Source organism: Cupriavidus phytohabitans (assembly GCF_017815025.1).
Taxonomy (GTDB): Bacteria; Pseudomonadota; Gammaproteobacteria; order Burkholderiales; family Burkholderiaceae; genus Cupriavidus.
The window spans coordinates 81,361-93,803 of sequence record NZ_JAGIQB010000001.1 but is presented as its reverse complement, the minus strand read 5'-3'; the positions used below and the strand labels follow the sequence as shown (position 1 = coordinate 93,803).

Sequence of the window (12,443 nt, the reverse complement as noted above, 5' to 3'; positions counted from 1 at the left end):
CCCTTCCGTGAGGCCGTCAGGTGGCGTTGGCAGCCTCGGGCAAGGTGTTCGGCTTGGGCGCGCCAGGCCCCGGCATGGGCGTCTCGTGCATCACACGAAGCTCGCGCTGCGGGTACGGGATCGAAATGCCATGCTCGCGCAGCGCGCGCCAGATGGCGCGGTTCATCGCGGATTGCACCCCAAGCTTGCCGTTTTGCGGATCGGCGATGTAGACCGCGACTTCATACTCGATGCCGCTGTCGGCGAACAGCGCCAGGAAGGCAGCCGGCTCCGGGTCCTTCAGCACGCGCGGCAGTTCGCGCACGCATTCTGTCAGCAGTGCGATCACGGTCTCGGGATCGGCGCTGTAGTCGGCCTGCACGCGCGTCGCCACGCGCACATTTGTATTCGAGAACGAATGGTTCTGCACCGACTGCGCCACCAGCTGCTCGTTCGGCACCAGCGTCTCGCCGTCGCCGTTGCGCACCACCGTGTAGCGGGTGCGGATCTGCGACACGATGCCGGTGTACTTGTCCACCGTGATCTGGTCGCCCAGCTTGACCGAGCGGTCCAGCAGGATGATGAAGCCCGAGATGTAGTTGCTGGCGATCTTCTGCAAACCCAGGCCCAGGCCCACACCCAGCGCACCGCCGAACACCGACAGCACGGTCAGGTCGATGCCGACCAGCGACAGGCTCAGCAGCAGCGACACCAGCAGCAGCACGGCCTTGGAGATGCGGGTCAGAACCACCTTGAGGCTGACGTCGAGGTTGGCCGAGCGCATCAGCCGCTCCTCCAGCCAGGACCCGAACCACAACGCCACCAGCACCGTCAGCAGGATCCAGACCACTGCCAACAGCGTGTCGGCGAGACTGATCTGCTGCTTGCCGCCGATCGAGAAGCGCATGTCCTGCATCCACCCGACCACGTCCGACAGCACCCCCAGTACATAGAGGGCCATGCCGACCCACACCAGTGTGGTCAGCACTTTCTCCACCAGCAGCAGCATGCCGTGCAGTTGTCCGCTGCCTGACATCACCCGCCGCAGGATATAGAAGACGACGTTCAGCGCGGTGATGCCGAACAGCGGCACCAGCGCCAGCCGCAGCACGCTGATCGGGATCAGCGGCTCCAGCGCGAAGCGCGCGATCATCACCAGCACCCACCCTGCCAGCGGGAACATGGCCCGCTCCAGGCTGGCCGCGGCAAAGCGCAGCGAGAAGCTGGAACTGGAATAGCGCGCCTCGAGCCGGCGCACAACGTAGCGCCCCAGCGGCCACGCCACCGCGAGGCAGCCGGCGAGCACCAGCAGCTGCCAGAAAAATCCCGGGCCACCGGCATCGCGGATCAGGTCGCCCAGCATCCTGCCGAACATCGAATGGGAGGCCTTCAGCTCGCCGCCGAGGCCGGACAGGGTTTCACCGTTCATCGGGGAGACTCAGGTTGAGGGCCGCCGCCCGCTGCAAAGGGGCGGCGGCCACAGGCGTCAGCTGGTGCGTTCCAGCACCGCGGCGAAGAAGCCGTCGGTCTGGTGCAGATGCGGATACAGCGCGAACATGCCGCTATCCGCCGGCAGCGCGGGCACTTCGATCTTCTGGTCTGCCAGCACCTCGCTGGCCGGGACCAGGCGGAAGTTGGGATGCGCGGCGAGGAAATCGCGCACGATAGCTTCGTTCTCGGCCTCGAGCACGGAACAGGTGGCGTAGACTACGCGGCCGCCGCCCTTGACCAGGCGCGCCGCCGATTCAAGGATCGCGCTCTGCTTGGCGGTCAGCTCGAGCACAGCTTCTGGCGTCTGGCGCCACTTCAGGTCGGGATTGCGCCGCAGCGTTCCCAGCCCGCTGCACGGCGCATCCACCAGCACCCGGTCGACCTTGCCGGCCAGGCGCTTGATCTTGGCGTCGCGCTCGGAGTCGATCAGGACCGGATGGACGTTGGACAGGCCGCTGCGCGCCAGGCGAGGCTTCAGGTTGGCCAGGCGCTTTTCCGACACGTCGAAGGCGTACAACCGGCCGGTGGAACGCATTGCGGCACCCAGCGCCAGCGTCTTGCCGCCCGCGCCGGCACAAAAGTCGACCACCATCTCGCCACGCTTCGGTGCAACCAGGTTACACAGCAGCTGACTGCCTTCATCCTGCACCTCGACCAGTCCGTTGACGAAGATCGGCAGCTGGTTCAGTGCGGGCTTGCCGGCCATGCGGATGCCGGCGGGCGCCATCGGCGTCGGCTCGGCGCCCAGGCCTGCGGTCTGCAGCTCGGCCAGCGCCGCATCGCGGCTGGTCTTGCCCAGATTGACGCGCAGGTCAAGCGGCGCCGGGCGCAGCCAGGCATCGCCCAGCGCCGCGGTAAATGCTTCGCCATGGCGACGCACCAGTTCGTCGTACAGCCATTCGGGCAGATTGGTGCGTACCCGCGGGGCCAGGCTGGAACGTTCGATCGTGGTCAGGCGGTCGAGCCATTCGGCCTCTTCGGGGTGCAGGAACGGCGTCAGCACGTCGCGTCCCAGCGTGGCCGCCAGGCCCAGCAGCGCCAGGCGGCGCGAGCTGGCGCCGGTGCCGCTTTCGGCAAACTGCGCGAACTCCACGCGCCGGCGCAGCACCGCGTAGATGGCCTCGGCAATGATGCCGCGCTCGCGATGGCCCAGCTTGCTGTTCTCGCGGAAGTAATAGCTCACCACGGCGTCGGCCGGGCGCGCAAACAGCATGACCTTGCCGAGCAGGCGGTCGATATGCTGGATATGCGAGGCATGCAGCCCACCGTGCACGCGCGGCGCGCCTTCGCGGCCGGCATTGCCATTGGCGGGCTTGCGGATGGGGCTGCCCTTTCCCTTGCTCTTGCCGCGCGGCGGCGCATGGCCCTCACTGCGGTTGGGACGGGTTCCTGCCTGGTTGCGGCTCATGCCTTGACTCCTGCCGCCGGGGTATGGGCGGAGATGGCCATCAGCAATTGCGGCTCGGCCGGGTTGATAACGTTGACCACGCCGTCCTGCAGTTGCAGGCGGTCTTCGACGAACCAGCGAACGGCGCGGGAATAGATCTGGTGCTCGCACCCGAGCAGGCGCTCGGCCAGGCTTTCGGGCGTGTCGGTCGACAGCACGTCTAGGGCCGCCTGGATCACGATCGGACCATGGTCGAGTTCGGGGGTAACAAAGTGCACGGTGGCGCCGTGCAGCTTGACGCCGGCGTCCAGCGCCTGCTTGTGGGTATTCAGCCCGGGAAAGCACGGCAGCAGCGACGGGTGGATATTCAGCAGCCGGCCCGCATAGCGGTCGACAAAAGCCGGCGTCAGGATGCGCATGAAGCCGGCCAGCACCACCAGGTCGGGGGCGTGGGCATCGATGGCCTCGGCCATCGCGGCGTCAAACGAGGCGCGATCCGGGAACTGGCGATGGTCGACCACACCGGTGGCAATGCCTTGCTGCTGCGCGAACTGCAGCCCGGCGGCATCGGGCCGGTTCGACAGTACTGCTGCCACGCGGGCCGGCCAGCCGTCGCCCGCGCAGGCCCGGACAATGGCTTCCATGTTCGAGCCTCGCCCGGAAATCAAGATGACAATTTTTTTCATCGCGCAATTCTACCAAGCCGAGGCGCTAAACTCAGGTAAAGCGAACTCATTAGGTGCTTAATTCACCAGATCCGGACAGGCCGCAAGGTCTCTAACATGTGACGGTGGGGTCGGATACCCCCGATTGATGGATTGTGACGCTTCGCCCCCTCTGCTAGAGTGGGCGCTACGTCCACGCGCCAATCCTGTGCATGTTTTAACGACACAGTGCTCTGAACGAGCGGGGTGACAACAAGGACGAAACGGGAAATTAGACGGGAATTCGCATGTCGAACGCTGCACCGACGTTGTTGGTGGTCGATGATCATCCTATGGCCTTGTCAGGCACTACGGCTTTCCTTGCTGAAGTCATGCCGGATGTCGCGGTACACGCCGCCGGCAGTGCCCGCGAAGCGCTGACAAGCCTGCAGCAGGGGCTGCGCCCGGATATCGTGCTGCTCGATATCTGGCTGAACGACGGCACCGGCTTCGATGCCATGCAGTCGTTCAAGACCGTCATTCCGGGGGCACGCTTTATCTTCATGTCGGCGGAAGCCACGCCCGAAATCGTGGGCCGCGCCCGCGCGCTGTCGGCATGCGGCTTCGTCGGCAAGCATCTCGATGCCAATGCCTTCACCGCCGCGGTGCGCAAGGTGTTGGCGGGCGATACCGCGTTCCCTACCGATGAGGCCCTGAACGGGCGGGCCCAGTCGTTCGGCCCCGCGCACGGCATACCGGTCACGCCGGCCGAGCTGGGCCTGACGCCGCGCCAGGGGTCCGTGCTGGCCCTGGTGCTCGAAGGCCTGCCGAACAAGGTGATCGCGCGCCGGTTGGGGCTGACCGAGAACACGGTCAAGGAGCATGTCTCGGCGATCCTGCAACGCCTGGGCGTGCGAACCCGCATGCAGGTGATGTCGCGGATGGAACGGTTCCGGCTGCGCCAGTAAGGCGCGCCGCGCGACTCCAGGCCTGAGCCGGGCCTAAGCCGGACGCAGCCAGCGCCGCAGCAGCATCCGCAGCGACGCCGGGTCGACCGGCTTGGGCAACACGAAATACCCCGCCTCTTCCGCCGCCGCCAGCGCGGCCGATTTCAGGTCGCCGGTCAGCAGCGCGCTGCGCGCCTGCGGCTGCGTGTTCTGCCAGCGCTCCAGCAGGTCCAGCCCGTTCTCGCTGCCCGGCAGCCGCAGGTCGCAGAAGATGATGTCCGGGCGCAGGCCCTTGGCAAACAGCTTGTCGGCCTCGGCGCCGTGCGCGGCGCAGGCCACGTGGATGCCCCACGCTTCCATCAGCGCGATCCATGCCTTGCGGATCTGGCTGTCATCGTCGACCACCAGCACCGTGCCCTGCAGCCGGTCGGGCTTGGCTTCCTGGGCCTGCGCCATGGCGCGCATCTCACGCACGCTGGCGACCGTCTCGGCCGGCACCGGAGCCAGGGCAAACCAGAACACCGAACCCTTGCCCGGCACCGAGCGCACGCCATAGGTGCCGCGCATCAGCCGCACGCATTCCTTGAAGATCGCCAGGCCAAGGCCGAGGCCCTGAGACGGGTCGCGCTGCGGGTTGTTGACCTGGTAGTACGGCGAGAAGATTTCGGGCAAGTGCTCGGGCGTGACACCGGCGCCGGTGTCCCACACCTCCAGCCGCACGTGCTTGCGGCGCTGGCGCGCGGTCACCAGCACGCCGCCGCGCTGGGTATAGCGCAGCGCGTTCTGCACCAGGTTGAACAGCGCGCGGCGCAGCAGCACCGGTTCGGCCATCGCATACAGCTCGTCGGGCACGCGCGGCGTCAGCATCAGGCCGCTTTCGCGTGCGTCGGCGGCGAACTGGCTCATCACGTCGCGGATCAGCGCGCCCAGTTCGCACGGCTCCAGCGTCGGCAGGACCTTGCGGCCTTCCAGCTTGGACAGGTCCAGCAGAGAGCGGAACAGCAGGTCGATGGTCTGCGTGCCGGCCGCCACCTGCTCTACCAGCGGATGCAGCGACGACGACTGGTTGCGCGCGCGCAGTGCCTCCACCAGCATCACCAGCGCATGCACCGGCTGGCGTAGGTCATGGCTGGCGGCGGCCAGAAAACGCGATTTCTCTTCGCTGGCATGCAGCGCGCGCTCCTTTTCTTCCTGGAACTGCTTGGCCAGGCGGCGGCTGTCACCCTCGAGCTGGATCGCGCGCACCAGCGTGACCTGCAGGTTGAAGGCATGGCGCGACAGCATCAGCGCATAGATCACCAGCAGGCCCTGTACATAAGCGCCATGGCCGGGGAAGGCGAACTCCGCCATCAGGATGCTGGGCACCAGGATCGGCACGCCCGCGTACACCAGGTTGGACGGCACCGGCGCCTGCGAGACCGCCTCCCCTGCCAGCACGCCCAGCGTCAGCAGGTACAGCACGCTGGAGAAGACCACCGAATCCGTATACAAATGCAGCAGCGCCGAACTGCCCCAGGTCACCCCGGTCAGCAGCGCCAGCACGCGCATGTTGTTCCACCATTTGCGCGTATGCGCGGAACGGCTCATCGAGGCGCCGTCGCGCTGGTAGCCGACATGGAACCACAGCCCGCCCATGGTCAGCAGCAGCATGATCGCGCACCAGCCCAGCAGCGCTGCGTGGCTGACATCGTCCCGGAATCCCAGCGCGGTCAGTGCCGGCAGCAGCACGGAGGCGACGATGGCGGTCGGCGCATTCTTGTGCACGATGGCCATCAGCTTGGCGCGGGTCTCGACGTCAAGCTCACCGCTGGATTGCGGCAGGAAGCGGGGCAGAAGCCGGGACAGGAACCGGTTGGGCAGCGCGTTCAAATGTGGCTGGCTTGAGATGGCGGAGACAAAAAGCGGCAAGAAATGTCGCATCCCGGGCGTTTCAGCTTCATGTGACGCCGACGTGACAGCGAAGTGGTGCATATCATGCCGCCTTTTACCGCAACGCGCCATGCCGGGCTGGCCCGTTGCGGCACAAAAACAGCAGCTTAAGGCACATGGCGGCGCCAGCAGCGGCAAGCCGACCCATTCGCCTTATAATGCTCGCTTTACCCGAAACATTTCCCGCCGTCCCCGTGAAAGTCTTCCGCGGCCTGCCCAACGCCGAGAGCCGGGCGCCCTGCGCGCTCACCATCGGCAATTTCGACGGTGTGCATCGCGGCCACCAGTCGCTGCTCGCGCGTGCGCGTGCGGCGGCCGACGCGCGCGGCCTGCCGCTGTGCGTGATGACCTTCGAGCCGCACCCGCGCGAGTTCTTCACCCCGGACAAGGCGCCCACCCGCATCGCGCTGCTGCGAGACAAGCTGGAAAGCCTGCGCCGCAACGGCGTGGACCGCGTCGTGGTCGAGCACTTCAACGCCCACTTTGCCGGCCAGTCTCCGCAGGAATTCGTTGAGAACGTGCTGTGGCACGGCCTGCACACGCGCTGGCTGCTGGTCGGCGACGACTTCCGTTTCGGCGCCAGGCGCGCGGGCGACTTTGCCTACCTGCAGGATGCCGGGCACCGCTATGGCTTCGACGTCGAGCAGATGGGCTCGGTCTCCGAAGGCGGCATCCGCATCTCCAGCTCGGCGGTGCGCCAGGCCCTGGCTGATGGCGACCTCGAGCACGCGCGGCGCCTGCTGGGCCACGGCTATGCCATCAGCGGCCACGTGATCCACGGCCGCAAGCTGGGCCGCGATCTGGGCTTCCCGACGCTGAACCTGCGCATCTCGCACAAGCGCCCGGCGGTCAACGGCATCTTTGTCGTGCAGGTGCACGGCATTGCCGACCACCCGCTGCCCGGCGTGGCCAGCATCGGCGTGCGCCCGACCATCGAGGACGCGGGCCGCGTGCTGCTGGAAGTCCACCTCTTTGACTTCAACGAAAACCTGTACGGCAAGCTGATACGGGTTGAGTTCATGAAGAAGCTGCGCGACGAGGCGCGCTTCGACAACCTGGAAGACCTGACCGCCGCGATCGCCAAGGACAGCGCCGACGCGCGCGGGTTCTTCGGCCTGACCGCGCCTGGCGCTGCCGAGGGCACCGGTGGCCGCGACTTCGCCACCTCCGCCACCGACCGAATTAGCTAGCGGCCGGTGCCCGCCAGCGTGCGCGGGCCCGGTTCGCATGCCCCGCCCAGTCTTCCCGCGCGCGCCCCGGCCTGCTGCCGGCCGCGCGCCAAACGAATTGCTCCGAGAATCGAAATGTCCGACGACAAACGCGCCAAGCCCGAGAAAAACAAGTATCCCGTCAACCTGCTCGACACGCCCTTCCCGATGCGTGGCGACCTGCCCAAGCGCGAGCCGCAGTGGGTCAAGCAGTGGCAGGAGAAGCAGCTCTACAAGAAGATCCGCGCGGCGCGCAAGGGCGCGAAGAAGTTCGTGCTGCATGACGGCCCGCCGTATGCCAACGGCGACATCCACATCGGCCACGCCGTCAACAAGGTGCTCAAGGACATGATCATCAAGGCGCGTGGCCTGAGCGGGCTCGACGCCGTCTACGTGCCGGGCTGGGACTGCCACGGCATGCCGATCGAGATCCAGATCGAGAAGAAGTTCGGCAAGGGCCTGCCGGTGCAGGAAGTCCAGGCCAAGGCGCGCGCGTACGCCACCGAGCAGATCAAGCGCCAGATGGTGGACTTCGAGCGCCTCGGCGTGCTGGGCGACTGGGACCATCCCTATCTGACCATGAACTACAGCAACGAGGCGGACGAACTGCGCGCGCTCGGCAAGATCATGGAAAAGGGCTATGTGTTCCGCGGCCTGAAGCCGGTGAACTGGTGCTTCGACTGCGGCTCGGCGCTGGCCGAGGCGGAAGTCGAGTACAAGGACAAGGTTGACCTGTCGATCGACGTCGGCTTCCCGTTCGCCGAGACCGACAAGCTGGCGCACGCCTTCAAGGTGCCGTTCGAGCAGATCAGCGCGAAGCCGGGCTGGATCGTGATCTGGACCACCACGCCGTGGACCATCCCGAGCAACCAGGCGCTGAACGTCCACCCCGAGGTGGAATACGCGCTGGTCGACACGCCGCGCGGCTACCTGATCCTGGCCACCGAGCGCGTCGAGGAGCAGCTGAAGGTCTACGCCCTGGAAGGCAAGGTGGTCGCCACTGCCACCGGTGCCGCGCTGTCGGAAGTCCGCTTCCACCACCCCCTGGCCAAGATGGATGCCGGCTATGACCGCCTGTCGCCGGTCTATCTGGGCGACTACGTCACCACCGACACCGGCTCAGGCATCGTGCACTCCGCGCCGGCGTACGGCGTGGAAGACTTCCAGTCGTGCAAGGCGCACGGCATGCCCGACAGCGACATCATCAGCCCGGTGATGGGCAACGGCGTCTATGCCGGCACGCTGCCGCTGTTCGGCGGGCTGTCGATCTGGGATGCCAACCCCAAGATCGTCGACGCGCTGCAGGAATCGGGCAACCTGTTCAATTCGCACAAGTACACCCACAGCTACATGCACTGCTGGCGTCACAAGACGCCGATCATCTACCGCGCTACCTCGCAGTGGTTCGCGGGCATGGACGTGGATCCGGCCGAGGAGAACGGCAAGCCTGTGCCGACGTTGCGCGAGACCGCGCTTGCCGGTATCGAGGCGACCGAGTTCTACCCCTCGTGGGGCAAGCAGCGGCTGCACAACATGATCGCCCACCGGCCGGACTGGACGCTGTCGCGCCAGCGCCAGTGGGGCGTGCCGATGGCGTTCTTCGTGCACAAGGAAACCGGCGCGCTGCATCCGCGCACGCCCGAACTGCTGGAGGAGATCGCCAGGCGCGTCGAGCAGCAAGGCATCGAGGCGTGGCAGACGCTGGACCCGGCCGAACTGCTGGGCGACGAAGCCAGCCAGTACGAGAAGAACCGCGACACGCTCGATGTGTGGTTCGACTCCGGCACCACGCACTGGACCGTGATCCGCGGCTCGCACCGCGACGACCTGTACGACCACGCCGCCGATGAGACCGAGGGCCGCCTGGCCGACCTGTACCTGGAAGGCTCCGACCAGCACCGCGGCTGGTTCCACTCGTCGCTGCTGACCGCGTCGATGCTGTATGGCAAGCCGCCCTACAAGGCGCTGCTGACGCACGGCTTCACCGTCGACGGCGAGGGCCGCAAGATGTCAAAGTCGGTCGGCAACACCGTGTCGCCGCAGGACATCTCCAACAAGATGGGCGCCGAGATCATCCGCCTGTGGGTGGCCTCGACCGACTACTCGGGCGAGCTGTCGATCTCGGACGAGATCCTCAAGCGCGTGGTGGAAAGCTACCGCCGCATCCGCAACACGCTGCGCTTCCTGCTGTCGAACCTGTCCGACTACGACCATGGCAAGCACGCGCTGCCGGCATCGGAATGGCTGGAGATCGACCGCTACGCCGTGGCGCTGACCGACCGGCTGCAGAAGGAAGTGCTGTCGCACTACGAAGCCTACGAATTCCACCCGGTGGTGGCCAAGCTGCAGACCTTCTGCTCGGAAGACCTGGGCGGCTTCTACCTGGACGTGCTGAAGGACCGCCTCTACACCACGGCGGCGGACTCCAAGGCTCGACGCGGGGCGCAGAACGCGCTGTACCACATCACCCAGGCGATGCTGCACTGGATGGCGCCGTTCCTGTCGTTCACCGCCGAGGAAGCGTGGCAGATCTTCGCCCACGGCACCGAACATGCCGACACCATCTTCACCAGCACCTACTACGCGGTGCCGGAGGTGGACGACGCCGACGACCTGCTGCAGAAATGGCATACGCTGCGCGAAGTGCGCGCCGAAGTCACCAAGCAGCTGGAAGCCGTGCGCGTGGAAGGCGAGATCGGCTCGTCGCTGCAGGCAGAGCTGACCATCCAGGCCGGCGGACCGGTACTGCAGGCACTGCAGAGCCTGGGCGACGACCTGCGCTTTGTGCTGCTGACTTCGTCGGCCAAGGTCGCCGCCGCGCCCGAAGCCGGCGACCTGCTGGTAACGGTAACGCCGTCGGCGCATGCCAAGTGCGAGCGCTGCTGGCACTACCGCGCCGATGTCGGCCACAACCCGGACCATCCCACCCTCTGCGGCCGCTGCGACAGCAACCTGTTCGGCGCCGGTGAACACAGGAGCCACGCCTGATGGCATCGTCCACGTCCCGGTCCGCGCGGCCGGCGCGCCGCGGCAGCAAGGCCGCCGGCAACACCACGCCGCTGTTGTGGCTGGCGTTCGCGCTGCTGGTGGTGCTGCTTGACCAGTTCTTCAAGATCGTCATCGTACGCAGCTTCACCTACGGTGAATCGCGCCCGGTCACGGGCTTCTTCAACCTGGTGCTGGTCTACAACAAGGGCGCGGCGTTCAGCTTCCTGGCCGACGCCGGCGGCTGGCAGCGCTGGTTCTTCACCGGACTGGGCATAGTGGTCGGGGCGTTCATCGTGTGGCTGCTGTATCGCCATACCGGGCAGCGGCTGTTCTGCTTTGCGGTGTCGCTGATCCTGGGAGGCGCGGTCGGCAACGTGATCGACCGCGTGGTCTACGGGCACGTGGTCGACTTCCTGGATTTCTACGTGGGCCGGTATCACTGGCCGGCTTTCAATGTCGCGGACTGCGCGATCACGGTCGGCGCGGTGCTGCTGATCGTGGATGAGTTGCGGCGGGTACGGAAGCACTGAGCATAGCGACTAGGCTAAGCAAACCGATGGTGTTCCCCTCTCCCGCGAGCGGGAGAGGGAGCAACCCTCAGGGGAGCAAACCCCCAGCCGGCATCCCCGGTATCATTTCCCTTTCTCCCCAGCCAGATTCCCCACCATGGATTTGCGCGGCAAGCACATCGTTCTCGGCCTCACCGGCGGCATCGCCTGCTACAAGTCGGCCGAGCTGGTTCGCCTGCTGACCAAGGCCGGCGCCACCGTGCAGGTGGCCATGACCGAGGCGGCGACCCACTTCATTACCCCGGTGACGATGCAGGCGCTGTCCGGCCGCCCGGTGTTCCTGTCGCAGTGGGACGCCCGCATCGACAACAACATGGCGCATATCGACCTCTCGCGCGAGGCCGACGCCATCGTCATCGCCCCGGCTTCCACCGATTTCATGGCGCGCCTGGCCAACGGCCTGTGCGACGACCTGCTTAGCACGCTGTGCATCGCGCGCGACTGCCCGCTGCTGGTGGCGCCGGCGATGAACCGCCAGATGTGGGCCGCGCCGGCAACGCAGCGCAACGCCGCGCAGCTGCGCGCCGACGGCGTAACGATCCTTGGGCCCGGCAGCGGCGACCAGGCCTGCGGCGAGGTCGGCGACGGCCGCATGCTCGAACCGGAAGAACTGCTCGACGACATCATCGCCTTCTTCCAGCCCAAGCCGCTGCAAGGCAAGCGCGTGCTGATCACCGCCGGGCCGACCTTCGAGGCAATCGATCCCGTGCGCGGCATCACCAACCTGTCGTCCGGCAAGATGGGCTTCTCGATCGCGCGTGCGGCGCGCGAGGCCGGCGCCGAAGTCCTGCTGGTGGCGGGGCCAACCAGCCTGCCGACGCCGCGCGGCGTGATGCGCACCGACGTGCGCAGTGCGCAGCAGATGCATGACGCAGTGCTGGCGCAGTTGCCCGGCGCCGATGTGTTCGTCGCGGTGGCCGCGGTGGCCGACTGGCGCCCCGCCGAGGTGGCCCAGCAGAAGCTGAAGAAGGCCAACGACACCGACACGCCCACGCTGCAGTTCGTGCAGAACCCTGACATCCTCGCCACCGTGGCGGCGCGCGCGGATGCGCCCTACTGCGTCGGCTTCGCCGCGGAGAGCGAGAACCTGGAGCAGTACGGCGAACAGAAGCGCCAGCGCAAGGGCGTGCCGCTGCTGGTCGGCAATATCGGCCACCATACCTTTGGCCTGGACGACAACGAGATCGTGCTGTTCGATGCCGCCGGCATGACGCGGCTGCCGCGCGCCGACAAGCTGTCGCTGGCGCGCCAGCTCGTTGCCGCCATCGGCCAGCGCCTGCCCGGGCGGGCACGTCCCTGAT

9 protein-coding genes are annotated in these 12,443 nt (G+C 66.8%); 5 read left to right on the top strand and 4 right to left on the bottom strand.

The genetic code is table 11. The annotated features are described in order from the left end of the window. Positions 1-16 precede the first annotated feature (16 nt). The 3 genes from J8I34_RS00445 to purN are packed head-to-tail and all read right to left on the bottom strand — an operon-like array spanning position 17 to position 3,543. Positions 17-1,408 (bottom strand): mechanosensitive ion channel family protein, encoded by a 1,392-nt coding sequence (locus tag J8I34_RS00445; protein ID WP_209805116.1) that lies wholly within the window; start codon positions 1,406-1,408, stop codon positions 17-19. Positions 1,409-1,465: 57 nt separating this feature from the next. Next, positions 1,466-2,878 carry an RsmB/NOP family class I SAM-dependent RNA methyltransferase gene (locus tag J8I34_RS00440; RefSeq protein ID WP_029045989.1) on the bottom strand — a complete coding sequence of 471 codons (1,413 nt, stop codon included), beginning with the start codon at positions 2,876-2,878 and terminating at the stop codon, positions 1,466-1,468. Continuing rightward, complete coding sequence (purN, locus tag J8I34_RS00435) at positions 2,875-3,543, bottom strand: phosphoribosylglycinamide formyltransferase (protein ID WP_209805115.1); 669 nt, start codon at positions 3,541-3,543, stop codon at positions 2,875-2,877. The genes J8I34_RS00440 and purN overlap by 4 nt, the downstream gene beginning before the upstream one ends. A 266-nt stretch (positions 3,544-3,809) precedes the next feature. Here purN and J8I34_RS00430 point away from each other — a divergent pair, with 266 nt between their 5' ends. Beyond that, positions 3,810-4,469, top strand: coding sequence for a response regulator (locus J8I34_RS00430; protein ID WP_029045987.1), 660 nt, complete (start codon positions 3,810-3,812; stop codon positions 4,467-4,469). 33 nt (positions 4,470-4,502) lie between these two features. On the opposite strand, the gene J8I34_RS00425 is transcribed toward J8I34_RS00430, so the two are convergent. After that, on the bottom strand, positions 4,503-6,317 hold the full coding sequence (locus J8I34_RS00425; RefSeq protein WP_209805114.1) for an ATP-binding response regulator: 1,815 nt from the start codon (positions 6,315-6,317) through the stop codon (positions 4,503-4,505). Positions 6,318-6,571: 254 nt separating this feature from the next. On the opposite strand from J8I34_RS00425, the gene J8I34_RS00420 reads away from it, so the two are divergent. The 4 genes from J8I34_RS00420 (at position 6,572) to coaBC (ending at position 12,442) form a co-directional block, all read left to right on the top strand. Continuing rightward, complete coding sequence (locus J8I34_RS00420; protein WP_029045985.1) at positions 6,572-7,567, top strand: bifunctional riboflavin kinase/FAD synthetase; 996 nt, start codon at positions 6,572-6,574, stop codon at positions 7,565-7,567. 114 nt (positions 7,568-7,681) lie between these two features. Further along, a complete protein-coding gene (gene ileS / locus J8I34_RS00415) occupies positions 7,682-10,573 on the top strand; it encodes an isoleucine--tRNA ligase (protein WP_209805113.1) in 2,892 nt (963 codons plus the stop codon). Continuing rightward, on the top strand, positions 10,573-11,103 hold the full coding sequence (lspA, locus tag J8I34_RS00410) for a signal peptidase II (RefSeq protein ID WP_029045983.1): 531 nt from the start codon (positions 10,573-10,575) through the stop codon (positions 11,101-11,103). Before ileS ends, lspA begins: the two co-directional genes overlap by 1 nt. A 136-nt stretch (positions 11,104-11,239) precedes the next feature. Continuing rightward, positions 11,240-12,442 carry a bifunctional phosphopantothenoylcysteine decarboxylase/phosphopantothenate--cysteine ligase CoaBC gene (coaBC, locus tag J8I34_RS00405; protein ID WP_209769378.1) on the top strand — a complete coding sequence of 401 codons (1,203 nt, stop codon included), beginning with the start codon at positions 11,240-11,242 and terminating at the stop codon, positions 12,440-12,442. Position 12,443 lies beyond the last annotated feature (1 nt).

Excerpts from the sequence above, each read along its gene's own strand:
- purN (WP_209805115.1), bottom strand. The coding sequence starts at position 3,543 with ATGAAAAAAATTGTCATCTTGATTTCCGGGCGAGGCTCGAACATGGAA.
- J8I34_RS00440 (WP_029045989.1), bottom strand. The coding sequence starts at position 2,878 with ATGAGCCGCAACCAGGCAGGAACCCGTCCCAACCGCAGTGAGGGCCAT.
- lspA (WP_029045983.1), top strand. The coding sequence starts at position 10,573 with ATGGCATCGTCCACGTCCCGGTCCGCGCGGCCGGCGCGCCGCGGCAGC.
- J8I34_RS00445 (WP_209805116.1), bottom strand. The coding sequence starts at position 1,408 with ATGAACGGTGAAACCCTGTCCGGCCTCGGCGGCGAGCTGAAGGCCTCC.
- ileS (WP_209805113.1), top strand. The coding sequence starts at position 7,682 with ATGTCCGACGACAAACGCGCCAAGCCCGAGAAAAACAAGTATCCCGTC.
- J8I34_RS00430 (WP_029045987.1), top strand. The coding sequence starts at position 3,810 with ATGTCGAACGCTGCACCGACGTTGTTGGTGGTCGATGATCATCCTATG.
- coaBC (WP_209769378.1), top strand. The coding sequence starts at position 11,240 with ATGGATTTGCGCGGCAAGCACATCGTTCTCGGCCTCACCGGCGGCATC.